Origin of the sequence: Natronorubrum sp. A-ect3 (genome assembly GCF_041821125.1) — an archaeon.
Classification (GTDB): Archaea; Halobacteriota; Halobacteria; order Halobacteriales; family Natrialbaceae; genus Natronorubrum; species Natronorubrum bangense.
This window is the reverse complement of the sequence record NZ_JBGUBB010000002.1, coordinates 541,895-565,426: the sequence shown is the minus strand read 5'-3', so window position 1 is coordinate 565,426 and position 23,532 is coordinate 541,895. Positions and strand designations below refer to the sequence as shown.

The window sequence follows — 23,532 nt, the reverse complement described above, 5'->3', positions numbered from 1 at the left end:
AGACGGTGTCTAGAAGTCAATCGTGGCGAAAATCTCGAAAATGTGCGTGCGTCTGCCGACGATTTCAGAACGTCACTGACCCGGATTCGACCGAGAAGTAGACGATGAAGTAGCCGATGAACGCGACCGCAAGCGCCCACTGACCCGGCGAGACGTCTCGCGTCTCACCCATCGCGGCTTTGACTAACGGATAGCTGATGATCCCGGCAGCGAGTCCGTTTGCGATCGAAGTGGTCAGCGGCATGACCGTGATCGTCAACCCGGCGGCGATCGACCATGCGGGATCGTTCCAGTCGATGTCGGTGACACCCTGGAGCATGATGATCCCGACGACGACCAGCGCCAGATACGTTGCATACTGAGGAATCGCGGCCATCAGCGGAACGATCAGCAAGGAGAGTGCGAACAGGCCACCGACGACCAGCGCCGTAAAGCCGGTTCGACCACCTTCCTCGAGGCCGGTCGAGGATTCGATGAACGTCGTCACGGTCGAGGTACCGATCATCGCACCGACGGTAGTGCCGACTGCGTCGGCCATCAGTGGTTTTTCGACCTCTGGCAGGTCGCCGTGTTCGTCGAGGAAGCCACCGATCTGCGAGACGCCGATGAGCGTGCCGGCGGTGTCGAAGAAATCAACGAAGAAGAACGTGAACACGACCAGCAAGAAGACGAACGGATCCTCAGTAATCATGCCGAGGCCGTCGACGAAGCCCCAGAACAGCGGGGTAAAATCGTACTGGACCGAGGTGAGCATCGACATGACCCCCTCGTTCGTGACGTCGTCGTAGGATCCCTCCGGCGTCAAGACGTCGGGGGCAACGACACCGGCAAGCGTCAGCACCCAGCCAGCGACGGCTGTCGTCACGATCCCGATGATGATCGAGCCACGAACGCCACGGGCGTACAACAACAGCGTCAGAAACAGGCCGGCGAGCGACAGCGCAGCGACCGGGCTCTCGAGGACGTTTCCAAGCGTTACCAGCGTTGCGTCGTAGGGCACGACGACCTGCATCTCTTGCAGTCCGAGAAAGAGCAAGAAGACACCGATACCAGCCCCGACGGCGAACTTGACTGGTTCCGGGAAGAGTTCGATGATGTACCGTCGCGCGCCGACAGCGGTCAGGGCAATGAAGATGATCCCTTCGACGAAGACAGCGGCAAGCGCGACCTGCCACGGGACGCCGAGAATAACGACGACCGTGAACGCAAAGAAGGCGTTCAACCCCATGCCGGGCGCCAGCCCGAACGGTCGGTTGGCGTACAACGCCATCACGACGGTCGCGACGACCGAGGCGAGGATCGTCGCGACGGCGAGCATCTGGATGATCTCGCCAGAGCCGTAGACGGTCCCGTTGATCGTCGCCTCACCCTGGAACTCGCCGGTTTCGTGGTTCCAGAGGATCGCACTGCTGAGGATCGCCGGATTGACGACGATGATGTAGGCCATCGCCAAGAACGTCGTTACCCCCGCAAGCGTTTCTGTTCGATAGTCTGTCTCGGATTCGTTGAACCCGAAGTACTCCGCGATTGTATCGGAAGCCCCCATATTGGACGTTCGAGCATAGTAAGACCGATTAGTTAAAAGTTCCCGTCCGAGGTCGCCGAGAAGATGTTCATGTTTGTGCATTGTGTTCTCCCAACCCTATTTTGTCAACCGACATAAGAGAACGTCTCGAGGCGATTCGTCACACCGATCGGCTGGGCACTCAGTCGTCACTCCGTCACGGATTTCGACCCACTGATTTTAGCGGGTTCAGGGACATGCTCGGGTATGATGATCGAGAATCGAGCCCAACTGGCGACGACCGACGCACGCGACGTTGCCCTCGCCTGTCTCGAGGCGGGGATCGACGCCGGTCATCCACGACGGGTTATCCACGACGCGATCGCACTCGAGGGGGAGACGCTCCACGTGGCAGGCGCGACCTATGACTGTAGCGCATACGACGAGATCATCGTTCTCGGCGGCGGCAACGCCGCTGCACACGTCGCTGTGGCACTCGAGGACGTCCTTGGTGACCGAATCGATCGCGGCGTCGTCGTCACGGACGATCCTACAGAAACTGAATACGTTACCGTCTGTGAGGGCGACCACCCGGTTCCGAGCGAGCGTGGCGTTGGGGGAACACGTCGACTCCTCGAAGCCGCTGACACTGCAGACGAGCGGACGCTCGTCCTGGCGGCGATCACCGGCGGTGGCAGCGCACTCATGGCCGCGCCTGCAGGGGAGCTCTCGCTTGCCGATCTACAGGCAACCACTGACGCGCTACTCGAGAGCGGGGCCGACATCCACGAGATCAACGCCGTCCGCAAACACTGCTCAGCGCTGAAAGGCGGCCAGCTCGCCCGTCGGCTTGCCCCGGCGACAGTCGTCGGCATCCTTCTGAGTGACGTCGTCGGCAACGACCTGAGCGTGATCGCAAGCGGCCCCGTTGCGCCCGACGAGTCGACGTTCGAGGACGCCCGTTCGGTCATCGACCGCTACGACCTCGACGTTCCAGAGACCGTCGCTGCTCGTCTCGAGCGCGGCCGCGCCGGCGCGGTTCCGGAAACGCCGGGACCCGACGATCCTGCCTTCGAGCGCGTCTCAAACCACATCGTTGCTGATGGGATGACCGTTCTCGAAGCGGCCCGCGAGGTCGCCGCCGAACGCGGATACGACCCGCTGATCCTCTCCGCTCGCGTGCGTGGCGAAGCCCGCGAAGCGGCGACGACTCACGTCGCAATCGCAGAGGAGGTGCTGGCGACGGAGGTGCCCGTTTCACCGCCGGCCGTGCTCCTCTCTGGCGGCGAGACGACGGTGACGGTCACCGGAGACGGAACGGGTGGGCCGAATCAGGAGTTCGTAACGAGTGCGGCACTGGATCTCGAGCCCGGAATTACCGTCGCTGCCGTCGACACCGACGGAATCGACGGCCCGAGCGACGCTGCGGGTGGTGTCGTCGACGACAGGACTGTCGATGCAAGCGAGCGAGCCCGAGACGCACTGGCAGCCAACGACGTGTTTCCCTATCTCGCCGACCGAAACGGACTCGTCAAAACCGGGCCGACTGGGACGAATCTGAACGACCTGCGCGTGCTCGTCGTTGCGGAGCCAAGCGCTGCCGACGGGCGCGCTGCTGACGAGGCCAGTCGCCGCTAAAAATCAGTACACACCCCAACGGCGGCTGTGCGATGGGTGTCAGACCCGTTTCAGGAGGGTACAGCGGCCTGCTCGAGGCTCGAGCCAGCAGACGGCCTGCTGTCAGTCGGCATGTTTCGTCTCCGAGACGGTCTTGGCAGGTCACACACGCAGTGAGTGCCCGCAGTATATTTCACTTCGGAGCGTGTATTGCTGTCTCATGAGGTTTGTCATCGTGGGTTATGGACGGGTCGGATCGCGAACGGCACGCATCGTCGCCGAAGAAGGCCACGAGACGGTCGTCGTCGACAACGATCCCGATCGCGTTAAACGGGCTCGAGAGGATGGGTTCGAGACGATTCATGGCAACGGCGCCGACGAAGCGGTGCTCGTCGATGCAGAGATCGACACCGCCGACGCGATCGGTGCCTTCACGCCCGATCTCAACGCCAACTTCGCGGCCTGTATGGTCGGCACCCATCACGGCTGTCGCACGGTCTTACGGATCGACGAAGACTATCGCGAGGAAATCTACGAGCGATACGCCGAAGACGTCGACGAGATCATCTATCCCGAGCGGCTCGGGGCTGCAGGTGCCAAGACGGCCATGCTCGGCGGCGATTTCAACGTCGTCGCCGATCTCGCAACGAACCTGCAACTGACCGTCCTCGAAATCAAGGACGGCTCGCCTGCCGTCGGCAAACGGATGAGCGAACTCGAACTCCCCGAGGGAGCACGCATCTACGCCCACGGTCGCGAACGCGAGTCGCTGACGATCCCGCTTCCGGGAACAGAGCTTGCAGCTGGTGACGAGGTTGCAGTAATCACTGAAACTGCTCGAGCGGACGACGTTCGGGCGAAGCTACTGCCTGCGAACGCCTGAGACGTGAAAAGCGGGAGCGAAAGTGGGAGTGGGGAGATCGGTGGCGCGCGGATGGGTCAGTAGAGTGGGATGGGGAGGTCTCCGCCAGTGCGCGCCAGTTAGTCCGTTGGGCCATGTCCCAATAAAACCGCGTCAGACACCCGAATGACGCAGGTCAGACTGTTATTTTCACTCGTCCTCGAGTCGGAAGACGAGCACGTTCTGGTGGACCATCGACGGGACGAACGAGAAGGGATAGCCGTAGACGTGGAGGTCTTTTGTGGGGTCGTACCAGATCAGATTCGCCGCGAGCGTCACTGGTGCAGTCGACTCGATCGCACGCGCGAGATCGGCTGAGAGAAACTCGTAGGACTGGTCGCGATACATATCTCCGATAAAGACGACCAGATGGCCGTCAGGCGCGACGGCATCAGTGAACCGATCGAACTTCTCGGCCATATCGGCCAGCCACTCGGCTTTGGTCTGTGTTGTCCCGCTGTCCGTGTCGTTAGACGCCGCTGACTCGGTGGCGGCTGTTTCGTCTCCATCGAACGACCCGAGTTTGCTCTCGCGTGTTTCGCGTTCGTTTCGCGTCTGCTCGAGTTCGTCCATATGCCAGTACGGGACGTCGGTGAGCAGCAACTCGACCGAATCGTCCGCTATCTCGTCGATCAGGTCCGCACAGTCGCCGTGGCGCAGGTCCTGTTCGGCGAGTGGCGCCTCGCCGCGGGCGCGTCGGTGGTCGTTTTCGCGTGTGAGGACGGTCTCGTAGAGCTCGATCCAGCGCTCGTTGCGCTCGAAGCCGATTGCCTCCCGGAGCCCGGTGCCCTCGTGTTCGCAGAAACTCGCGCCGAGTAAGGTGCCGCCGACGCCGGCGAACGGATCGAGAACGGTATCGCCAGCTTTGCTAAACCGGCCGATCAGTTCGGCACAGAGCCGTGGCGGTTTCTGACCGCCGTGTTCGCTACGCAGGTCGTGTTGGACGGCCGGTGGATACCCCTCTGCGAGGACGGATTTCGTCGCATACTTCCACTCTCTGCCCGTGAGATCGTTGACCCGATTGCGTTCGTCGTAGATCCCTCGATCCTCAACGTAGCGCTGGTGATCGGCAAGTTCATCGGTGTCTATCAGTTCGCCGTCTTCGACTGGCAGGGACTCATCGCGAGCGCGTTCGGCATCGAACCCGCCATCTTCGTCCGTGATCAGGCGACTCTGTCGATGTCTGTCCCCGTCGTCTGCCATATGTCGAGTGGATACTGTGGGGGCTTAAATTCGTGGCACTCGGCTCGGTCGCTCGAGCAACGCACTGTCGTTTGAATGTCGTCGGAACGATCGAATGAGCTGGTGGAGACACTATCGGCCCGTAGGGGACCCTAAACCACGTTGTCTGCCGCTGGAAGCGCCTCGACACTAAAGACGTAGTCGTCGTAGACGCCATCGAGATTTACGGGGCTCTCTTCGGCGGTATGGTCTCGACACAGGTGTGCCTCTGCTTCGACAGGGCCGTGGCCAGTCTCTTCCTGATATCGTTCGACGACGACAAACGTCGCCGACTCAGTGCAGCCTCGGCGGTGACACTCTCGAGTCGAATCAAGGGATTCATCGTCCTCCTGTTGGGCCTCGTCCACGTCATCCTGTTCGTCATCTGGCGGTTCAGCTTCGTCGGCACGGTCGCGCGCCTCTGTGAGCTCTCGTTTTCGCTGGCGGTCATCTGCGTCGCGGGCTTGCTTGTTTCGGCCCTTTTTGGTATCGCCCATTACGCAAGATACGGGCGTGAATGGGATAACGCTATGGTCGCTACGTACTCGGGTTCGTATCAAAAACAGACGTACCGAGCGTATCCGTACGCCCTGAAGCTGAGTCTTCGGTGCAGGTCACTCCGACTCGCCGTTTTTCTCTACTTCGGTAACGATCACGTCCCAGTCCGGGTGTTCGGTACCGTTTCGACATTCCCACCCCCCTTCGACATCGATCCCGTTGGCGTGGGCCCGACGAAGGAGTGCCTTCAGTTCGGCATGTAACTCCGCTTCGGACGAGAGTGCTGTCTCTTCGGTGGTCATTCGTTCGTGGCTCCTGTGTCTCGGACGCCCGTTCGTTCGTAGTCCGGTGGAGAGATTGCCACCACCCCGCCGCCGGACACGGTTATTGTGCATCCTTCGAACGGAAACGAGATGTCGACGGCTCCGTTCGGCGTCCCCCGACACCGTCCGAGTTTGTCAAGGGCATCGGTGTTGATTGTGTAGTAGAGTCGGTCCAGTTCGAGCGGATCAACATCCAGAATGTTCGTCATCGCTGCGATGACGGCGATGCTTGTAGACGTCGTGTCTTGATCGTACCGGGCACGATACGTTTCTGACTCTCGAGAGTACTCGAGCGACTCCAACTCGACACTGGCTAGACTGGCTGTCATGCTATTCTACATCAGTTTAGCGGCCTGACTCGGTTTAGCAGGACTACTGTTTATACAGAGGGTATTAATACCCAACCCGACGTTTCGGTCAGGCCTCCTGACTGGTGAGCGTCCCGGCAATGAGCCGTCGGTGGCCGCGTTTGAGGCGAGACGAAAGCGACTGTTGGGTAATTCCAAGCTCGTCAGCGATCTCCTCGAGTGACACCTCGCGTGGTGAATCGAAGTAGCCACGTTCGTAGGCCAACACCAACGCCTCTCGCTGGGTGTCAGTGAGTTCGTAGCTGTCGCCCTGGATCGGAAGCAACGCGTGGACGGCGGTGATCTCGATCGGAATGTCGTGGTTCTGGCAGTTGGTCCGAAACCCGCTGATCGCCTCGCGACTCTCACCGCGTACCTCGAAGTCCCACCCGTCTTTCGTTCCGATCCCGGAGAGAACGGCGATGTTGGACTGGGCAAGCGCGCTCAGGATGCCGAAGTACTGCTCTTCCCACTCGGCACGCATGAGATACTCGTTTTCGACGCTGTCGATAAGGTCGATGCTGACCACGCCAGTGTGGGCTTCGAACGCGGCTTCGATGTCCTCGGCCTCCGCGCCGCGGACCCAGAAATACGGGATTATCAGCGTCTCGTGTGGGATGAGTCGCTCGAGTTCGATCGTCACCCCCGGCAGGTTTTCGAAGATCGTTCCCAGTGGGAACTCGTCCGCCGGACTCGTAAACTCCATCACGGTAGCCATGTCGACTGATTCGTCCCGAGGGCGGATAACCCGCGTGGGTGGTGTATCAAGCCCCGGTCACGGTAGCCAAGATACAAGACACCAGACCACATGAAAGCGAGCAGTTGCCTGCTCGTTAGGTATAAGCATGGTGTATCAGGCCACCCCATTTTGTACGGCCATGGCCAATCAAGCTGGCACGAGCAAGTAATGAGTGTAATTGCAGAATTTCGGATCTCATCTGCTGACTTCGAACTCGGACGGATTCTCCGTGTCGAGGGGATCACATCTATCGAACTCGAAAGTCTCGTCCCGATCGGTGAAGCCACCGTTCCACTCTTTTGGATTCATAAGTCGACACGGAACTCGTTCGTCGAATCCGTCCAACGGCATCCGACTGTCAGCAACGCATCGCCGGTGGACGAATTCGACGACCGAACGCTCTTTACACTCGAGTGGGACGCGAATCAGGATCACGTTTTCAATGGTATCAGCGAGCATAACGGACAGTTGTTGAGTGCCATCGGAACACCCGAGAAGTGGGAGTTCGAGCTGCGATTTCCCGATCACGACGCCCTCAGCGAGTTCACGACACACTGTGAAGACGCACAGGTCACGTTGGAAGTGACTCGAGTGTATAACCCGACCAAACCGGATGCCGGCCCGTGGTATGGCTTGAGCGATCGCCAGCGTGAAGCGATTACGCTCGCCGTACAGAATGGGTACTACGATATTCCGAGAGGCTGTACAACCAAAGAGCTCGCGGACGAACTCGGGATTTCCGACCAGGCCGTGACAGAACGACTCCGCCGTGCAATCGTGGCGCTCACCACGTACACACTATTTCCACCAGAGCCAGAAGTGTAACATACGCAGTTCCATTGTGGACCATGCCAAAAAGACACCAGGTCAGCGAAGTATTGTATGGGTATGGAACATACGTCGAGAGCAGACCAAGTGAACGCTGAAGACGTTGCGACGACCAATGCTGCCGAGCGAGAGCGATCGACCGCTCCCGATGTGGTCCTCTCGATCGTCGCTCACGAACACCGCCGGGCCATCCTTCGAATACTGGATCAAACGGATACGGAAGTAATGGCGGTTTCGACGCTTATAGAGCGGGTTGCCGAGCACGTTCAAAACGGAGACCAGCCGGCCGACGAACATCGACAACGCGTCCGCACCGCACTCCATCATATCCATCTCCCAAAACTGGATGCGTGCGGAATGATCGTCCACGATACCGAAACGAATCAGGTCCGAAACACCACCGGTGAACCGAGTCAGGAGCTGCTCACGACGATCGAGTCGTACGTCACACGTGAGTGAGTCCGTAGCAGTCAGTTCGGCTGACGGTTCGGGCCCGTTTCGACGACTCGTTCGGTGGTAACACGAGTGTTAGCGAGGCCATTTGTGTCCGCCAGCCCCTACGAGCAGTATGAACATGCTCGTCGATGGCGAGTGGCGGACAGACGCGTACGAGACGGCCGGCGACGACGGCTCGTTCGATCGCCAGGAGGCACCATTTCGTGACTGGGTTCGAGACGATCCCGACGCCACGTATCAGCCCGAAGCCGGCCGATACCACCTCTACGTTTCCTACGCCTGCCCGTGGGCTCACCGGACGATCATCGCACGGGCCCTTCTGGGACTCGAGGACGCGATCTCGGTCTCAGTCGTCGACCCCTACCGTGGCGACGACGGCTGGCAGTTCACGCCCGGGAAGGACGGCTGTACACGCGATCACGTCCACGACGTCGAGTACCTCCGCGAACTGTACGTCAAGGCAGATCCGAACGCGACCTGTCGTGTGACGGTGCCAGTGCTGTGGGATACCGAGCGAGAGACCATCGTCAACAACGAGTCAAAAGAGATCATGCGGATGTTCGACACCGAGTTCGGCGATTATGCGACACACGACGTGGATCTCTATCCCGAGGGCTACCGGGACGAAATCGACCGGATTCTCGACGCGATCTACGAGCCGATCAACAACGGCGTCTATCGGGCTGGCTTCGCGACCGAGCAAGCACCCTACGACGCGGCCATCGACGACCTCTTCGAGGCGCTCGAGCACTGGGATGACGTACTGGCAGCGCAGCGCTATCTCGCGGGTGACCGCCTGACGGAAGCCGATATCGCGATGTTCACGACGCTCGTCAGGTTCGATAACGTCTATCATACGCACTTCATGTGCAACGTCCAGTACATCCGAGAGTACGAGCATCTCTGGCCGTATCTTCGTGATCTCTATCAGACGGGCGTCGCCAACCGAACGGAGCACCTCAATGGCGCGAACGTTGAGGAGCGACCCGTGGGCGAAGCGACCCGTGAAACCGGCATCGGTGAGACGGTGCATATGGACCACATCAAAGAACACTACTACACGACCCATCCAGAGGTGACTCCACACGGAATCATCGCGCGCGGTCCCGACCTCGCGTTCGACGCGCCACACGGCCGCGACGAACTGCCGGGCGACCCACCGTCAGCACTGGTCGGCGCTGGCAGTGAGGAATAACCTGAAACAACGACCGTTACGACCCGTTCCGTGACCGACCCGAATCCCTGCGCCACGTCTCGAAACTTCGCTCGACGGGTTCCTCTGCGACGAACACCCGCCAGAGCACGTATGCTGGGATGAGAACCGGCAGCAGCGGCAGCAGTATAATGACCATGACGCCAGCCATGATGTACCCGAACACCGACATCTGTCTGTTCGGCCCGTAGCCCGTCGAGTCGGCTACTTTTGTAGACATGTTCGTCAGTAGGACGCTACCGGTATTCGACCTTACGGTTCCGTGATCAGCTCGTGGACAATCGGGAGGCTGGCAGACGATCCGTGACGATGACACTCAACGGTCCTCGAGGACGGCGGCCGAGTCGTCCTGTGGCCGATATCCCAACTCGAGCATCGTCTCCGACAGCGAGAGAAATCGCTCGGAGTTATCCGAAATCCCGTGGGCGACCGTCGGGTTCGACTCGAGTGTCGTCGTCACGGCCGCATCGATCACTCGTTGACAGTCGTCGGAACTGAGCCACATCGCGCGGGCGTATCGCTCGCCGGCGGCATCGCGTTCGGCACACTCCGCTCTGAGTTCGTCTCGAGACAGCAACCACCCGATCCGTAAGTTGACCACGTCGAGCCCGTGCCGGGTCGCGTAATAGTGGCCCAACGCTTCGCCGAAGACCTTGGTAACGCCATAGTAGGTGTCCGGGTCCATCGTCTCGTCCGGGCGAACGATATTTGGCTTCCCGACCGTCGACTCCGGCCGGATCGGCGAGACGGTGTTGCCCATATTGACCGCGTGGTTCGAACTCGCGAAGACGACGCGCTCTAAGTCGTTCTCGAGGGCGGCCGCGTAGGCGTTGTAGACGCCCTCGATGTTGGGTCCAGTGAGGGCATCCCACTCGGCGCGCGGGTCCGGGTTGGCCGCGAGATGGAGCAACACGTCCTGTCCCTCAAGGGCGTCGGTGAACACCTCCCGGTTCGCGATGTCGATCGGTTCCGTCTCCAGCTCCTCGGTTTCGCTGTGTGAAAACAGTGTGAGTGAGTCGGCCGAGAGTGCCTCGATGGCTTCGTTACCAACCCGTCCGGATGCGCCAGTGATTGCGATGTTCGTCATAGACGAATGACCTCGGCCGGACAAAAATAGGCCAGGCCAGCGCGTTCCGGCTACTCGGCGGATACAGCACAGACACACCAGTCTCAAGAGCGTGCGATAACAGATCGAAAGCCCCCTAAAATCCCGAGGCTCGCTGTGTTTCCGTCGCTTGGGGTCGCCCAGAGGATGCGCCGTTGATTTCCACCGGGCGACGGAGCGGTCGGCTGGCAGACACACGTTTCCGGTCGGATACGCGAGACTACGGTTCGACAACGAGTTTGCCGACGCTCTCCCGGTCTTGCATCGTCGCAAACGCCTCGTCGGTCTCCTCGAGCGCGAACGTCCGATCGATCGCCGGCTCGAGAGTACCTGCGGCCGTCAATTCGACGAGTCTGCGCAGGTCGTCCTGGGTTCCCATCGTCGAGCCGACGACGCGCTTGTGGCCGAGAAAGAGGTCCGGCACGTCGATGGTCGACTCGGTACCGGCCGTGCGGCCACAGACGACCATCGTCCCGCCGCGGCGCATGACCTGTTGGCCGAGCCGCGTGTACTCGCCGCCGAGGTGATTGATGACCGCATCCGGGTGGCCGATGTCGGCGACCTGCGCCCGAATCTCCTCGGGGTCGGTTGCGTGAATCGAGTGATCGAGTCCGAGGTTGCGCACGCGATCGAGTTTCTCGGCCGACGAGGACGTTCCGATGGTCCGAGCGCCGAGGATCGCCGCCAGTTGGACGGTGGCAACGCCGACGCCACCCGTCGCGCCCGGGACGAAGACGAGGTCGCCCGGGCCGACGGCAGCCCGCCGGAGCATGTGAAAGGCGGTCATGTACGCCGTCGGCAGTGCGGCCGCGGCAGTCGCGCTCACGTCGTCGGGTAATACGAGGAGGCGATCTGCCTGAACGCGCGCCGTTTCGGCGAGGCCGCCGTGGTACAGCGAAAACCGTTCGCAGGTGTTCTCCGGCCCCTCGCTGCAGAATCGACAGGTACCACAGGTCTGGTTCGGACAGAGGACGACCCTGTCGCCCGGTTCGACACCACTGACGTCGTTGCCGACTGCCTCGACGACGCCGGCCACGTCCAACCCCGTGACGAACGGCAGTGTGTCGCCATCGACCATCGCCGAGTCCCCCTCGAGGATCCACAGGTCGTGACGGTTGATCGCACAGGCCGAGACATCGACAGTGGCCTCGCCGGGGCCGGGCTCTGGGTCCGGCTGGTCGATCACGCTTACGCCGTCCGGGCCGATCAGGTCGGTGAAGGCAGCAGCTCGCATCGGTTTGGGAGACGGTCTCTATGCTAAAGACCGTAGGGGCCGGCAGCAGGCTTTGTACTCGAGCGACCGCAGTGGCTCCAATCGTAGCGATTAGTCGACGAACTGATCCAGCGTCGTGTCCAGCCCGTCTCGAACCTCACTGACCAGCGCGCCATCGATATCGAGGCCAAGGACGTCGACGGCAGCCCGGCCGACTCGATCCCGATCCGATTCGGGCGAGTAGATCCCGAGTCGCCACTGGGAGTACTGGGCCGCCCGAAGCGCCTCGACCAGCGGTGACTGCTGCCCGAGCTGGCGAACGTCGCCGTTGACCATCACCCGCGTCGTGGATTCTTTCATCGAGGGGCGACCCGGGACGTCGAGAATCACGTACTCCGGATCGACATCCGCGTCGGCGGCGATTTCGCGTTCGAACTCCCGGATCGTCTCGTGGTCTGCCTCGATGATTCCGCCGGGGACGTCGTCGATTTCAGCCCACACGGCTCGCTTGAATAGGTCGCGCTGATCCAGCCGGCGCGAGAACTCACCCGTCGCCGAACATCTCCGCAGGGCGGCGATCAGATCGTGATCGTCCATCCGCTGGAGTCGGTCGGCATCGATCTCGGTGTGTGACGACTCGAGCAGTCGTTCGGCCGCCCGGCGAAGCATCGCCTTACTGATCCGGGCGACGCTGTGGCTGTAGACGGTGGGATTCATCAACGCTCGCGCGACCAGCAGACTCTCTGCGCTCTGGACGTTGCCCTCATCGAGCACGAGTTCGCCATCGACGAAGGTCAGCTCGCGGATCAACCGGCCGTGATCGATCGTCCCGTAGGGAACGCCCGTGTGGTGGGCGTCTCGGACGAGATAGTCCATCCGGTCGACATCGAGTTCACCCGAGACGAGCTGTCCGAATCGGCCCTCGCCTGCGACGAGGTCGGCGATTGCGGCTGGCTCGAGATCGTGGTCTCGGAGGACATCCCCAACTGCGCCGTCGGTCAACAGCTCGTGGACGTCGTCGTGATAGCGGCCGGTCCGACGGTGGGTCAGCGACTCGAGATTGTGGCTGAACGGGCCGTGGCCGACGTCGTGTAAGAGTGCAGCAGCATGGACGCGTTCGGCTTGTCGTCCATCGATGTCGAGATACTCGAGCGCCTCACATGCGAGATGATAGACACCAAGACTGTGTTCGAATCGGGTGTGGTTGGCCGATGGGTAGACCATCGAGACGGTCCCAAGCTGGCGAATACGACGAAGTCGTTGTATCTCGGGCGTATCGAGGAGGTCGCGAGCCACACCGTCGATTCGGATGTGGTCGTGGACGCTGTCCTTGATCGTCTTCATACTGTCCGGTTCGGCGCTCTCACGGAAAAACTGTCGTGCGAGAGGGTGTGCAGTGACGCTCAGTGGCAACTATGTCCGACGGCCTAAAAGCGCCCGGCCGCTGACGAGTCGGTGCTTACACCGCTTGCGCCCCTTCTCCGGACCGACGATGACCGAACTCACTATCCCGCCGGACGCCGACGAAAATCGCGCCGCGGAACTCGTCCGTCAACACGTGACGACGGGCGATACCGTCGAAATTTGGGACCGCGAACGGACCGACGGCGACGACCCGAACCATACCGGCACGGTGACCGATATCACACCGGGGTATCTGGAACTCGACGGCCACTCACCCACTGACAGCAGCGTTCGATACGACGAGATCGATACGGTAATTCGCGTCGAGTCTAGCTGATCGAAACCCACTCACGTTTCTCGTCGCTCGCTTCGATTGCCTCGAGCACGCGCTGGGCAGCGAGACCATCCGCGAAGCTGGGTTCGAACGTATCACCAGCTCCGGCGGTTTCACCGCCTTCGTTTCGAGGCGTCTCCGACGACTCGCTTGCCACTGCGCTGAGGAACTCGTAGTTCTCGTGGACGAAGGTGTGTTCCCAGCCCAAGACGTGTCCCGGCGGCCACCAGTGGTCGACGTACGGATCGCTCTCGTCGGTGACCAGCACCGTCTCGTAGCCGCGATTCTCGTCGGCCCGCAGTACCTCGAGTTCGTTCAGTCGCTCGAGGGAGAATCGCAGGCTGCCTTTCGAGCCGTGAATCTCGATCGTGTGGTCGTTTTTATGCCCCGTCGCAAACCGGGAGGCCTCGAGAGTCCCCATCGCGCCGTTTTCGAACTCGACTTGCGCGGAGTAGGCGTCGTCGACGGTCACGGATCGCATCTCATCGTGCTCGACGGCTTCGCCGTCTTCGTTCCCTCGAGACTCCGCTGGAGTCTCGCTCTCTACAGGTCGCTCGTCGACGAACGTCTGGAGGTGGCCGCTGACGCGTTCCATCTCGCCGGCGAGGTCGTCGTCGCCGACGAGGAATCGAAGCAGATCGACCGTATGCGCACCGAGGTCGCCCAGGGCACCCGACCCTGCCATCTCCGCGTCGTTTCGCCACGACCACGGGGCCTCGGGATCGACCAGCCAGTCCTGGAGGTAGCGCCCGCGGACATGGCGAACCTCGCCGAGTTCGCCGTCCTCGAGCAGCCCCTTGGCATGCTGGATCGCGGGGACGAAGCGGTAGTTGAACGCGGTGCCGTTGGGAACGCCAGCCTCGGCGGCAGCGTCGGCCATTCGTTCGGCCTCGGCGAGCGTCGGTGCGAGAGGTTTCTCACAGAACACGGGTGTGCCGGCCTCGAGCGCGGCGATCGAGGGCTCGGCATGGACGTGGTTCGGGCCGAGGTTGTAGAAGACGTCGACATCGTCGACGACGGCTTCCCAGTCGGTCGCGATCGACTCGAATCCGAACTGCTCCGCCGCGTCCGAGAGTGCATCCTCGTCACGACCGACGAGTACGCTGCGCTCGACGTCCGGCGCGTCCGGGAAGAACATCGAGAGTCGCGAGAGGGCGTTTGCGTGGGCTTTCCCCATAAACCGATAGCCGAGTACACCGACTTCGAGCGTCATGCATACTCATTCACAATAGGTGTAGTTAGTGCTTTTCGTCACGGGAGACAGTCTCACAATCCGTGACGAATCGGCTCGAGAAACGGTCAAGCGCGCCGAGACGCTACTCGGCCCAGTACGCCTCGCCGGGCTGTTCGCGGAAGACGGCTCGCTCGAGGAGGTCGACTGCCTTTTCGAGTCCCTCCCGCGAACTCGTCAGCGAGTCCTCGTGTTCGATGCTCAGGGCGCCGTCGTAGCCGACCATCCGCAGCGTCGAGACGACGTCTTTCCAGTGGTCTTCGCCGTGACCGTAGCCGACCGAGCGGAACAGCCACGACCGGTTGGGCTCGTCGTCGTAGTCGGTCGTGTCGAGGACGCCTTTCTCACGCGCCTGTTCTTCGTAGATCCGCGTGTCCTTGGCGTGGACGTGGTGGATCGCGTCGCCGAGGTATCGGATCGCGTCGGTGATCGAAATCCCCTGCCAGTACAGGTGTGAGGGGTCGAAGTTCGCACCGACGCGTTCGTTCGTCGCCTCGCGTAGGCGAGCCATCCCGTGGGGTTCGTAGACGAGCATGTTCGGGTGCATCTCGAGTGCGAGGTCGACGCCGTGGTCGTCGGCGAACGCCGCGAGATCAGCCCAGTACTCGATCGCAACGTCCCACTGGTACTCGTGGGCGTCGGCATGTTCGCTCGGCCACGGGGCGGTGATCCAGTTTGGCACCTCGTCGTCGGGGCCGCCGGCCGGGAGTCCCGAGAAGCAGGTGACGGTGTCGACACCGAGCTGGTCGGCGAGACGGATCGCTTCGCGCAGTTCGGTGTCTGCAGTTTCGGCTTGCTCGTCGTCCGGATGGAGCGGATTGTTGTGCGTCGCGAGTGCGCTGACGCGCATGTCGTACTCCTCGAGGAGATCCTGCAGGTCGGCTTGGGCGTCCTCGTTGTCGAGATAGTCTCGACGGACGAGGTGGGCGTCGCCGGGGTAGCCGCCGACACCGGGTTCGATCGCGTCGACGCCGATCTTCGAAAGGTAGTCGAGGGCACCCTCGAGCGATTCATCTGCCAGTGGTGGGGTGTGAACACCGATATCCATACATGGACATCGAAGAGCTTTGTTGGTATAAATTCATCGAACTAGATATTGAAATTTAATTGTAAACATACCTCTACAGGCCGATGTCGTTCTCTCGCAGCGCGGACACGCTGGTCCGGACCACGCCAAATACGTGCGTGTGTCCGGCGTCTGGTTAGTGAGCTCGTGGGGGCTCTTTCACCGCGACCGTGTGACCGTCCTCGCTCGAGCGATAGATGGCGTCGACGATCTGCTGTACGGTCAGCGCCTGCTCGACGCCGCCACCGGTCTTACGGCCTGTCTCGATCGCCTCGTAGAACGCCCGCTGTTCGTCTGCGTGCGGGTCGTTCTCTTTCGGTTCGATCGTCGTGTCGACGAAGTGATCCGCGCCGTTGGAACTCGCCGAATGGATCGTGAGTTCGTTCTCGAGTAGGTCGAATCGGGCCGCGGCCTCCGTTCCTCGGACGACGAAGTCGTGGGTCGGTGGCCGATTCGTGGCCCACGCGACCTCGAGTGAGATCGTTCGGTTGTCCGCACAGCGGATGAAGCCGCTGGCAGAGTCGTCAACGTCGAACGCGTCGGGGCCGCTGTCGTCGCCCCACATCTCGAGATACGTATACTCCTCACGGGAGCCGAACTCCGATCGGGTGACACCCGAGACCTCCTCAACGGTCGGTTCGCCGAGCAAGTACAGCGCGAGGTCGATGGCGTGGACGCCGAGGTCGATGAGCGCGCCGCCGCCGGAGATCTCACGCCGGGTGAACCACGAGCCGCGGCCGGGGATGCCACGCCGGCGGACGTAGTTGGCCTCGACGTGGGTAATCTCGCCGAGTTCGCCGCCCTCGATCCGCTCTTTGAGGAGTCGAACCGTGTTTCGAAACCGGTTGTTGAAGCCGATCATGCACGTGCCGTCGGTCGTTTCAGCCGCCGCAGCGATCCGTTCGGCGCTCTCGACCGAGTGTGCCAGTGGCTTCTCGAGGAGCGTATGGAGATCGCGCTCGAAGGCGTCGACGGCGTAGGCCTCGTGGAACTTGTTCGGGGTCGTGATCACGACGGCGTCGGCGACGTCGTAGAGGTCGTGATGATCGTCGTAGACATCGACGTCGTAGCGCTCGGCGAACCGGTCGCGGGCCTCGGCCGAGACGTCCATCCCGCCGACGATCGGAACACCGAGTTCCTCGAGTCGATCGGCGTGATACTGTCCGATGTTGCCGAGGCCGACGATGCCGGTTCGGACAGCTGGCGGCTCCGATGTCATCGCTCCTCCACTGGTTCGGTCGCGTCGGGGGCTCGCTGCGACCGGGCGTCATCGCTGCGCTCAGTACAACTGCTCTTCTCGTTCCTGTCTCTCATTGTCATGTTCCTGTTGTCGGCTGCGTTCGGTTCTTGCGCGTCGATACTGCAGCAGTACGGGGATGATCTTGTTTTTGACGTCGAGTGCGAACGAGACGATCCCGTAGATCCAGAAGAAAAACAGGACCGTCAGCCCGCCGTAGTAGATGAGCGCGACGACCTCACTCATGTTGGCCTCCCGATTCGGCCTCCGGAGCCACGCTCGCCGTCGGTGTCCCGTCCGAGAGGTCAGCGATCCCGTGCGTGATCGCCTCGCCCGAAGCCGTCTCGAACAGGTGAATCTTCGATCGATCGAGAACGACCGACACGGATTCGTCTGCCTCGATCTCCGTGTCCGGATCGACGCTCATCAGGAGTTGGTTCGACGCGGTCGAGGCCTCGTCACTGGTCATCATCTCGCTGCTCGCGCCGTCGAGTGAGAGATAGATGAAGATCTCATCACCCATCGGCTCGAGGACGTCCGTTCGCGCTTCGATCGTCTCGGACACGCTCGTCTCCGAGTCGGCCTCGCGCTCGAGGTAGATGTCTTCCGGGCGAACGCCCATCGTGACGTCATCGGCAGCCGTGTCGAGATCGGCTGGATCGAACGCGAGATCGAAATGATCAGTCGTGAGCCCGTCGCCAGTCAGGTCGCCTTCGACGAAATTCATCGACGGCGAACCGATGAAGCCGGCGACGAACCGGTTTGCCGGCTCGTTGTAACAGACCAGCGGCGGATCGATCTGCTGGAGTTCGCCGGCGTTGATGACCGCGATCCGGTCGGACATCGTCATCGCCTCGGCCTGGTCGTGGGTGACGTAGATGATCGTCGTATCCAGCTGTTTGTGGAGTCGCTGGAGTTCGGTGCGCATGTGGACGCGCAGCTTCGCGTCCAGATTGGCGAGCGGTTCGTCCATCAGGAAGACGTCGGGTTTGCGGACGATCGCGCGTGCGATCGCAACGCGCTGTTGTTGCCCGCCCGAAAGCTCGTTTGGCTCCCGATCTAACATTCCCTCGAGCTGGACGACATCGGAGGCCTCCTGGACACGACGATCGATCTCGTCTTTGTCGTACTTCCGCAGTCGGAGGCCAAAGGAGATGTTGTCGTAGACGTCCATGTGGGGGAACAAGGCGATGTTCTGGAAGACCATCGAGACCCCACGGTCTTTCGGCGGCAGGTTGGTGACGTCTGTCTCACCGATCGTCACCGTTCCCTCCGTCGGTTTCGTCAGCCCGGCGATGGTTTCCATCGTCGTCGACTTGCCACAGCCGGAGGGGCCGACGAGACAGACGAACTCGCCGTCCCGAATCTCGAGGTTCATCTCATTGACGGCAATGATGTCTTCGTAGCGTTTCGTTACGTCGTCTAAGTGTACTCGTGCCATGGTTACTCTTTAAGTGCGCCCTCGGTCAGTCCGCTCACGATCTTTTCCTGTGCGACCACGACGATGACCAGCATGGGCAACACGCCGACGATGCTGGCGGCTGCCATCAGATTGAAGTCCGTCGTGTACTGGGTCTGATAGCTCAAGATCCCGCCCACCAGTGGCGACCACTGCTCGGGCTGGTTGTTCAGCGCCATAATCGAGCTGAAGAAGTACTCGTTGTAGACGGCGATGAACGTCAACACAGCTGCCGTGGCGACACCGGGTGCCGAAAGCGGCATGATCACGCGAAACAGCGCGCCCAGTCTGGTCGTTCCCTCGACGCGTGCCGCATCCTCGAGTCCGTCCGGAATCTGTGCGTAGAACGTGGTGAGGATGAAAATCGACAGCGGGAGGAACAACGCGCTAAAGGGCATGATCATCGAGCCCGGCGTGTTGACGAGCCGCGGCGGCTCGAACAGTTCAATCCCGAGGAACGGAACGACAACTGCGTTCCCGAGGAACGCATCGAACAGCGGGATCAAGAACGCCGCCGGCGGGAAGTACGACACCGCCAGAATGGCAAGCATCATCAGGCCGCGGCCAGGGAACTCGAGGCGGCCGAAGACGTAGCCAGCGAGACTCGCGAGGAGCAAGACGATGATCGTCGTCGCTGTCGCAAGCACGAAGCTGTTGAACACGTAGAGGTGGAACGGCACCTGCTGGAACACCTCGACGAACGCGTGGACGTTGAACCCCTGTGGCGTCGGGAACGGGACCTCGCCAAGCAGCGGGATGGAGACGTTCCAATCCGCCTGTCGAACGCTGGGTGTCAGTGCCAACACTAACAGCCAGTAGAACGGGAACAGCGTCGTGACGAGGAAAAACGCCGCTGCAACGTAGAACAGCGCTTTGTACAGTCGGTTGCGCTTTTCCTGATCGTTGACGACGCCGTGAGTCCACCGCTCGAGTGGTCCCATCTCGTCGTCGGCTGTCTGAGCGGAGTCGGATGCGGTCCCCATCTCAGAGCCCCTCCTTGTACTGCTGGTAGATGACGCCCATCACGGCGATCGCGATGAGGCCGGCCGTGACGAACGCGACGGCGGCCGCGAGGCCACGGTTCGTGTTGAACGTCGCGACGACCATACACGACAGCGATGGAACGGTCGTACAGCCCGAGACCGAGTCGATAAGGCCGTAGATCCGCATCGCGTCGATGGTTCGGAACAACACTGCGATCCCGAGGGCGGGCAACACCAGCGGGAACGTGATCAGCTTGAACTGTTGCCATTTGGTCGCGCCGGCGACTTTCGCCACGTCGTAGAGGCTCCGATCGATGCTCTGGAGCCCGGCGAGGATGAGCAACGCCATGAACGCCGTCGTCTTCCAGATGTCCGCGACCGTGATGATCAACAGCGAGCTGAACGGATCGTTGAGCGTATTCGTCGGCGCGATGATCCCCAAGTTCGAAAGTGGTCCCGTCAGGAAGCCGGCGCTCGGGTGGAACATCAGGTAGAAGATCATTCCCTGAATGACGATCGGAATCGCCCACGGGATGATGATCGCGGCGCGGACCCAGCGTCGGCCACGGAAGTCCTGGTCGAGGACCAGCGCCTGTCCGAAGCCGATGATCGTTTCGAAGAAGACACTCACGACGGTGAAAATCAGCGTCACCGCGAGTGCGCTTCGGAGCAGTCCCTCGACGTGGACGAACGGGAAGCTCCCGCTCGTGCTCACGCCGGGTAAGAACGTCGTCGAGCCGGGGAGCCGCGCGCTCGCACCGCCGGTGAACAGCTGGACGTAGTTCTCGAGGCCGACGAACTCCGGGTCCGAGAGCACGTTCTGATACAGCGACAGCTCGAACGTCCGCAAGAGCGGATACAGCGCGATTGCGCTCAACAGGAGCATTACCGGCGTCAGCAGCAGGTAGGCGAACCCTGTTTCGCCGAGGTTCTCCATCCAGCGCGTGATCGCGACGACCGGCCCCGACCGATTCGATTGCCGGGTGGGACCAGTCGTCCGGTCTTCTGTGCTCATCCTTACTCTTCCGTGTCTTCGAGTCCGTCCTGCAGATCCGCCGCTGCATCTTCAGGACTTTTGTCCCCGGCAACGGCGAGGTTGACCTCCTCGGAGATGAGACTGGACTGGTCCGGCCAGACCGTCGTCACGGGACGAGGCATCGCGTTCTCTCCGGCGACTCGAAGCGTGTCCATGTAGTGTCCCATCGGCTCGACCGCTTCGGCGTCCTCGGTGTCGAACAGCGCCGGCTTCGGTGGGATCCAGCCGTAGAGATCGAACATGCCGAGGTTGAACTCGTCGGTCATCGCCGCACGGAGGACCTCGAGCGCCTCCTCTTTGTTCTGGGAGTTAGGGTTGAGGACGATGTGCCAGCCGCCGAGTGCGGACGTCGAGCCACCGGTTCCGGGCTGGGCGGCCTCGTCTTCGGTCACAGCGTAGGGCATTGGCATCGCACCGTAGTCGTCGACTGTGAGATCGTGATCTTCGCTCCCAAGGTTTTCGCTGATCGTGTACGGCCAGTTGCGCTGCATGACTGCCTCGCCCTCGAGGATGGCCTCACGGGCGTCTTCTTCCGTCCAGGAGGTGATATCCGAGGTGGCGAGACCGAGCGGGTACTCGTCCTCGAGCGTGTGTTCGTCTGCCTCCTCGGCGACGAACGTCCGCATCATCTGCAGCCCCTCGATGAACTCGGGTTCGTTGACGGTCACGTCGCGCTCGCCGACCGGGCCGAAGAGGTTGTCGAAGCCGCCGAAGTACGCGCCACCGAACGAGGACATGACCTCGTTCCACGTACAGCAAGCGGTTCCCTCGTACTGGTCCCACTGGGTCGCGAGCCCGTACTCCGCGTCGGAGGCCTCGACGATCTCTTCGGTGATCCCGGCCCACTCCTGCCAGGTCATCGGCTCGGTGGCCCACTCCTCGAAGTCGTCGTCGTCGTAGCCGGCCTCCCGGGCGTAGTCCTTGCGGTACTGCATCGTCGGGTAATCCGGGAAGATCGGAACGCCGTAGAGATCACCCGTCTCTGGATCGCGAGCCGTCTCGGTAAAGGACTCGAAGTACTCGTCTTCGACAAGCGAGAGGTCCTCGTCGTCGAGTTCCTCGCTCAGGTTAGCGATGTGGCCACGCTGGATGAAGACGTTTACCCAGCCGTTGTCCATCAAGAACAGGTCCGGTTGGGTTTCCTCAGCCTGCAGCAGGTTCGTGTACGAGTCCCGTCGGTCGTCCGTGTCCTCGTCCCCGGGTTGCAACTGGATGTCGATCCCGTCGGCTCCGTTCTCCTCGAGAAGTTCGATGATCTCGTCACCGACTGCGTCCTCGGCGTTCGGGTCGAAGCCCCAGACGACGGCGTCTTCTGACGCCGAGTCGCCGTAGATACAGCCCGCGAGACCGACTGCGGCCCCGCCTGCGCCCGCTGCCTTGACGAACGTCCGCCGTGAGACGCTCGAGTTGATTTTCTCATTCCCCTGTGAGTATCTATCACTCATAGGAAAGAATATGACAGTCTCTGCTATTTATAATTACTGGTGAGGTACAACAGGTGTAGTTAACCAAACTACTCGGAGGAAAGCGAGTGCAAGAGCTGTTCCAGAATTGGATACACAACGTCTGTACCGATAGCTCACCGTTGATTCGGTCTCGGTACAGCAATCGGAACGAAACTTAGTCAGTCGATCGACTCGATCGTGATCCGTCTCGCCTCGAAATCCTCGATCATCGCACCCCAGCCACCGACAGTGTACGTTCCGTCGTCGGTCGCAAGCGTCAGCGAGGCTTCGCCTGCCAGCTGTGTGAGCGGCGTCTCACGCTCGTCGCTCGTCGAGACTCCAGCGTAGGTGCTGTCCGTGATCGTCCCGTGCAGGGTCACCTCGTGGCCTGTATCCGTCTCGAAGCCGTGGACCGTCGCATCGACCTGCCGGCCGTCCTCGAGCAGTGGGACGACATCCCGGAGACACTGCCGGAGATCGACGTAGGTGATCGGCAACTCGTCGTCGCGTGCCGAGTAGATCGTCTCGTGGACCTCCCAGAGACAGGTCTGGAAGTACCAGTTGAAAACGTACGCGTGGGTCCGATCATCGACGATGACGCCGTACTCGTTTGTCGACCCGCCGTGCGGTGAGAAACACGTCCACGACCGGTCGATCAACGCCAGAAACGGCGACGGAATGTCTCGGTAGCGGGCCTCCGTACACGCCCGGGAAAGCTCGTCGGTCGACGGGAGCTCCGGCTCGGCCCCCGTCTGTGGGAACAGACAGACCTTCACGTCGACGCCGTTTTCGGTCGCGGTCTCGAGCGCATCCGAGAGATCACGAAACTGCGACGGTGTCAGGCCGATCTGAACCTGGTTCGTCGCCGCCCGAATCAGCTCGTCGGCCTGCGCCAAGACGGTATCGAGTCGTTTGACAATACTGACTTTGTGATCCTCGAGATCCGGTCGACTCCAGCGATCTTCGATCTCCTCGGCTGCAGTCTCGAATCGGTTGGCGCGCGAGCGGAGATCCGCGAGTACGTCCGCCGGATCGTGCGCTCGAGCGTGCAAGCTGTCCTGTTCGTAGGTTTCGATGTAGCCGGCGTCCTCGAGGTCACGTAGGACGTCGTAGATACGCGGGTCGGGAACCGAACTGGCCTGTGCGATGTCGGTCGCCGAGGCAGAACCCAGTCCCAGCAGGGTTACGAACGCATCGGCCTGATACGGCGAGAGGCCCGCGTCCTCGAGTGTCTCGGTGAGTTCGTCACTGTCCATGGGAAACTCTCACCTGCAGTGGCGCTTGGAGACCGCTCGGCCGTCGGCAGGCTGACGAGTGACGCTGGCGGTCACTCAGCGTTGCTGGTCGGGTCACTATCGAACGCGTGTTCATC

Annotated in this window: 25 protein-coding genes; 6 read left to right on the top strand and 19 right to left on the bottom strand. The window is 61.5% G+C overall.

Translation table 11 applies throughout. The features are described from left to right. Positions 1-64 precede the first annotated feature (64 nt). On the bottom strand, positions 65-1,546 hold the full coding sequence (locus ACERJA_RS09440; protein ID WP_373607945.1) for an NCS2 family permease: 1,482 nt from the start codon (positions 1,544-1,546) through the stop codon (positions 65-67). A gap of 228 nt (positions 1,547-1,774) precedes the next feature. Between ACERJA_RS09440 and ACERJA_RS09435 the strand changes: the two genes are divergently transcribed. Together ACERJA_RS09435 and ACERJA_RS09430 are read left to right on the top strand one after the other, a co-directional pair. Then, the gene (locus ACERJA_RS09435) at positions 1,775-3,142 is read left to right on the top strand and encodes a glycerate kinase (RefSeq protein ID WP_373608474.1); all 1,368 of its coding nucleotides are present in this window, start codon (positions 1,775-1,777) and stop codon (positions 3,140-3,142) included. A 199-nt stretch (positions 3,143-3,341) separates the two neighbouring features. Beyond that, positions 3,342-4,004 (top strand): TrkA family potassium uptake protein, encoded by a 663-nt coding sequence (locus ACERJA_RS09430; RefSeq protein WP_373607944.1) that lies wholly within the window; start codon positions 3,342-3,344, stop codon positions 4,002-4,004. A 168-nt stretch (positions 4,005-4,172) separates the two neighbouring features. On the opposite strand, the gene ACERJA_RS09425 is transcribed toward ACERJA_RS09430, so the two are convergent. The 5 genes from ACERJA_RS09425 to ACERJA_RS09405 form a co-directional block, all read right to left on the bottom strand. Continuing rightward, entirely contained in the window at positions 4,173-5,225 is a 1,053-nt protein-coding gene (locus tag ACERJA_RS09425; protein ID WP_373607943.1) for a DNA methyltransferase, read from the bottom strand. Positions 5,226-5,356: 131 nt separating this feature from the next. Continuing rightward, complete coding sequence (locus tag ACERJA_RS09420; protein ID WP_373607942.1) at positions 5,357-5,740, bottom strand: hypothetical protein; 384 nt, start codon at positions 5,738-5,740, stop codon at positions 5,357-5,359. A 117-nt stretch (positions 5,741-5,857) separates the two neighbouring features. Next, complete coding sequence (locus tag ACERJA_RS09415) at positions 5,858-6,043, bottom strand: hypothetical protein (protein ID WP_373607941.1); 186 nt, start codon at positions 6,041-6,043, stop codon at positions 5,858-5,860. Further along, positions 6,040-6,393 (bottom strand): HalOD1 output domain-containing protein, encoded by a 354-nt coding sequence (locus ACERJA_RS09410; protein WP_373607940.1) that lies wholly within the window; start codon positions 6,391-6,393, stop codon positions 6,040-6,042. The genes ACERJA_RS09415 and ACERJA_RS09410 overlap by 4 nt, the downstream gene beginning before the upstream one ends. Before the next feature lie 88 nt (positions 6,394-6,481). Next, complete coding sequence (locus ACERJA_RS09405; protein WP_373607939.1) at positions 6,482-7,129, bottom strand: helix-turn-helix domain-containing protein; 648 nt, start codon at positions 7,127-7,129, stop codon at positions 6,482-6,484. 189 nt (positions 7,130-7,318) lie between these two features. On the opposite strand from ACERJA_RS09405, the gene ACERJA_RS09400 reads away from it, so the two are divergent. The 3 genes from ACERJA_RS09400 (at position 7,319) to ACERJA_RS09390 (ending at position 9,629) form a co-directional block, all read left to right on the top strand. Continuing rightward, positions 7,319-7,975 (top strand): helix-turn-helix domain-containing protein, encoded by a 657-nt coding sequence (locus tag ACERJA_RS09400; RefSeq protein ID WP_373607938.1) that lies wholly within the window; start codon positions 7,319-7,321, stop codon positions 7,973-7,975. Between the two features lie 57 nt (positions 7,976-8,032). Further along, positions 8,033-8,437, top strand: a complete 405-nt coding sequence (locus ACERJA_RS09395; RefSeq protein ID WP_373607937.1) for a hypothetical protein — start codon at positions 8,033-8,035, stop codon at positions 8,435-8,437. Positions 8,438-8,546: 109 nt separating this feature from the next. Continuing rightward, positions 8,547-9,629, top strand: a complete 1,083-nt coding sequence (locus ACERJA_RS09390; protein WP_373607936.1) for a glutathione S-transferase family protein — start codon at positions 8,547-8,549, stop codon at positions 9,627-9,629. A gap of 16 nt (positions 9,630-9,645) precedes the next feature. Here the strand turns inward: ACERJA_RS09390 and ACERJA_RS09385 are convergent, their stop codons facing one another. The 4 genes from ACERJA_RS09385 to ACERJA_RS09370 form a co-directional block, all read right to left on the bottom strand. Continuing rightward, positions 9,646-9,867, bottom strand: a complete 222-nt coding sequence (locus ACERJA_RS09385; protein WP_373607935.1) for a hypothetical protein — start codon at positions 9,865-9,867, stop codon at positions 9,646-9,648. 96 nt (positions 9,868-9,963) lie between these two features. Continuing rightward, positions 9,964-10,734, bottom strand: a complete 771-nt coding sequence (locus ACERJA_RS09380) for an NAD-dependent epimerase/dehydratase family protein (protein WP_373607934.1) — start codon at positions 10,732-10,734, stop codon at positions 9,964-9,966. Between the two features lie 238 nt (positions 10,735-10,972). Then, positions 10,973-11,986: an alcohol dehydrogenase catalytic domain-containing protein gene (locus tag ACERJA_RS09375; RefSeq protein WP_373607933.1), complete on the bottom strand. Its 1,014-nt coding sequence runs from the start codon at positions 11,984-11,986 to the stop codon at positions 10,973-10,975. A 90-nt stretch (positions 11,987-12,076) separates the two neighbouring features. Then, on the bottom strand, positions 12,077-13,309 hold the full coding sequence (locus ACERJA_RS09370) for an HD domain-containing protein (RefSeq protein ID WP_373607932.1): 1,233 nt from the start codon (positions 13,307-13,309) through the stop codon (positions 12,077-12,079). A gap of 148 nt (positions 13,310-13,457) precedes the next feature. Between ACERJA_RS09370 and ACERJA_RS09365 the strand changes: the two genes are divergently transcribed. Continuing rightward, entirely contained in the window at positions 13,458-13,706 is a 249-nt protein-coding gene (locus ACERJA_RS09365) for a hypothetical protein (protein WP_006067440.1), read from the top strand. Here the strand turns inward: ACERJA_RS09365 and ACERJA_RS09360 are convergent. The 9 genes from ACERJA_RS09360 to ACERJA_RS09320 form a co-directional block, all read right to left on the bottom strand. After that, positions 13,699-14,916 (bottom strand): Gfo/Idh/MocA family protein, encoded by a 1,218-nt coding sequence (locus ACERJA_RS09360; protein WP_373607931.1) that lies wholly within the window; start codon positions 14,914-14,916, stop codon positions 13,699-13,701. The two genes, ACERJA_RS09365 and ACERJA_RS09360, sit on opposite strands and share 8 nt — an antisense overlap. Positions 14,917-15,019: 103 nt before the next feature. After that, a complete protein-coding gene (locus ACERJA_RS09355; RefSeq protein ID WP_373607930.1) occupies positions 15,020-15,982 on the bottom strand; it encodes a sugar phosphate isomerase/epimerase family protein in 963 nt (320 codons plus the stop codon). A gap of 154 nt (positions 15,983-16,136) precedes the next feature. Further along, positions 16,137-17,219, bottom strand: coding sequence for a Gfo/Idh/MocA family protein (locus ACERJA_RS09350; protein WP_373607929.1), 1,083 nt, complete (start codon positions 17,217-17,219; stop codon positions 16,137-16,139). Positions 17,220-17,279: 60 nt separating this feature from the next. Continuing rightward, the gene (locus ACERJA_RS09345; RefSeq protein ID WP_006067445.1) at positions 17,280-17,483 is read right to left on the bottom strand and encodes a hypothetical protein; all 204 of its coding nucleotides are present in this window, start codon (positions 17,481-17,483) and stop codon (positions 17,280-17,282) included. Next, a complete protein-coding gene (locus ACERJA_RS09340) occupies positions 17,476-18,678 on the bottom strand; it encodes an ABC transporter ATP-binding protein (protein ID WP_373607928.1) in 1,203 nt (400 codons plus the stop codon). The genes ACERJA_RS09345 and ACERJA_RS09340 overlap by 8 nt, the downstream gene beginning before the upstream one ends. Positions 18,679-18,680: 2 nt before the next feature. Further along, a complete protein-coding gene (locus ACERJA_RS09335; protein WP_373607927.1) occupies positions 18,681-19,679 on the bottom strand; it encodes a carbohydrate ABC transporter permease in 999 nt (332 codons plus the stop codon). A 1-nt stretch (position 19,680) separates the two neighbouring features. Continuing rightward, complete coding sequence (locus ACERJA_RS09330) at positions 19,681-20,694, bottom strand: carbohydrate ABC transporter permease (protein ID WP_373607926.1); 1,014 nt, start codon at positions 20,692-20,694, stop codon at positions 19,681-19,683. A gap of 2 nt (positions 20,695-20,696) precedes the next feature. Further along, a complete protein-coding gene (locus ACERJA_RS09325; RefSeq protein WP_373607925.1) occupies positions 20,697-22,160 on the bottom strand; it encodes an extracellular solute-binding protein in 1,464 nt (487 codons plus the stop codon). Positions 22,161-22,339: 179 nt separating this feature from the next. Then, on the bottom strand, positions 22,340-23,416 hold the full coding sequence (locus ACERJA_RS09320; protein WP_373607924.1) for a TrmB family transcriptional regulator: 1,077 nt from the start codon (positions 23,414-23,416) through the stop codon (positions 22,340-22,342). Positions 23,417-23,532: the final 116 nt, after the last annotated feature.

What these genes read in the sequence shown, in the direction of transcription:
- ACERJA_RS09330 (WP_373607926.1), bottom strand. Translation starts at nt 20,694, where the DNA reads ATGAGCACAGAAGACCGGACGACTGGTCCCACCCGGCAATCGAATCGG.
- ACERJA_RS09345 (WP_006067445.1), bottom strand. Translation starts at nt 17,483, where the DNA reads ATGAGTGAGGTCGTCGCGCTCATCTACTACGGCGGGCTGACGGTCCTG.
- ACERJA_RS09410 (WP_373607940.1), bottom strand. Translation starts at nt 6,393, where the DNA reads ATGACAGCCAGTCTAGCCAGTGTCGAGTTGGAGTCGCTCGAGTACTCT.
- ACERJA_RS09360 (WP_373607931.1), bottom strand. Translation starts at nt 14,916, where the DNA reads ATGACGCTCGAAGTCGGTGTACTCGGCTATCGGTTTATGGGGAAAGCC.
- ACERJA_RS09320 (WP_373607924.1), bottom strand. Translation starts at nt 23,416, where the DNA reads ATGGACAGTGACGAACTCACCGAGACACTCGAGGACGCGGGCCTCTCG.
- ACERJA_RS09340 (WP_373607928.1), bottom strand. Translation starts at nt 18,678, where the DNA reads ATGGCACGAGTACACTTAGACGACGTAACGAAACGCTACGAAGACATC.
- ACERJA_RS09385 (WP_373607935.1), bottom strand. Translation starts at nt 9,867, where the DNA reads ATGTCTACAAAAGTAGCCGACTCGACGGGCTACGGGCCGAACAGACAG.
- ACERJA_RS09395 (WP_373607937.1), top strand. Translation starts at nt 8,033, where the DNA reads ATGGGTATGGAACATACGTCGAGAGCAGACCAAGTGAACGCTGAAGAC.
- ACERJA_RS09365 (WP_006067440.1), top strand. Translation starts at nt 13,458, where the DNA reads ATGACCGAACTCACTATCCCGCCGGACGCCGACGAAAATCGCGCCGCG.
- ACERJA_RS09425 (WP_373607943.1), bottom strand. Translation starts at nt 5,225, where the DNA reads ATGGCAGACGACGGGGACAGACATCGACAGAGTCGCCTGATCACGGAC.
- ACERJA_RS09370 (WP_373607932.1), bottom strand. Translation starts at nt 13,309, where the DNA reads ATGAAGACGATCAAGGACAGCGTCCACGACCACATCCGAATCGACGGT.
- ACERJA_RS09375 (WP_373607933.1), bottom strand. Translation starts at nt 11,986, where the DNA reads ATGCGAGCTGCTGCCTTCACCGACCTGATCGGCCCGGACGGCGTAAGC.
- ACERJA_RS09415 (WP_373607941.1), bottom strand. Translation starts at nt 6,043, where the DNA reads ATGACCACCGAAGAGACAGCACTCTCGTCCGAAGCGGAGTTACATGCC.
- ACERJA_RS09440 (WP_373607945.1), bottom strand. Translation starts at nt 1,546, where the DNA reads ATGGGGGCTTCCGATACAATCGCGGAGTACTTCGGGTTCAACGAATCC.
- ACERJA_RS09405 (WP_373607939.1), bottom strand. Translation starts at nt 7,129, where the DNA reads ATGGCTACCGTGATGGAGTTTACGAGTCCGGCGGACGAGTTCCCACTG.
- ACERJA_RS09325 (WP_373607925.1), bottom strand. Translation starts at nt 22,160, where the DNA reads ATGAGTGATAGATACTCACAGGGGAATGAGAAAATCAACTCGAGCGTC.
- ACERJA_RS09420 (WP_373607942.1), bottom strand. Translation starts at nt 5,740, where the DNA reads ATGGGCGATACCAAAAAGGGCCGAAACAAGCAAGCCCGCGACGCAGAT.
- ACERJA_RS09390 (WP_373607936.1), top strand. Translation starts at nt 8,547, where the DNA reads ATGAACATGCTCGTCGATGGCGAGTGGCGGACAGACGCGTACGAGACG.
- ACERJA_RS09335 (WP_373607927.1), bottom strand. Translation starts at nt 19,679, where the DNA reads ATGGGGACCGCATCCGACTCCGCTCAGACAGCCGACGACGAGATGGGA.
- ACERJA_RS09380 (WP_373607934.1), bottom strand. Translation starts at nt 10,734, where the DNA reads ATGACGAACATCGCAATCACTGGCGCATCCGGACGGGTTGGTAACGAA.
- ACERJA_RS09400 (WP_373607938.1), top strand. Translation starts at nt 7,319, where the DNA reads ATGAGTGTAATTGCAGAATTTCGGATCTCATCTGCTGACTTCGAACTC.
- ACERJA_RS09435 (WP_373608474.1), top strand. Translation starts at nt 1,775, where the DNA reads ATGATCGAGAATCGAGCCCAACTGGCGACGACCGACGCACGCGACGTT.
- ACERJA_RS09350 (WP_373607929.1), bottom strand. Translation starts at nt 17,219, where the DNA reads ATGACATCGGAGCCGCCAGCTGTCCGAACCGGCATCGTCGGCCTCGGC.
- ACERJA_RS09355 (WP_373607930.1), bottom strand. Translation starts at nt 15,982, where the DNA reads ATGGATATCGGTGTTCACACCCCACCACTGGCAGATGAATCGCTCGAG.
- ACERJA_RS09430 (WP_373607944.1), top strand. Translation starts at nt 3,342, where the DNA reads ATGAGGTTTGTCATCGTGGGTTATGGACGGGTCGGATCGCGAACGGCA.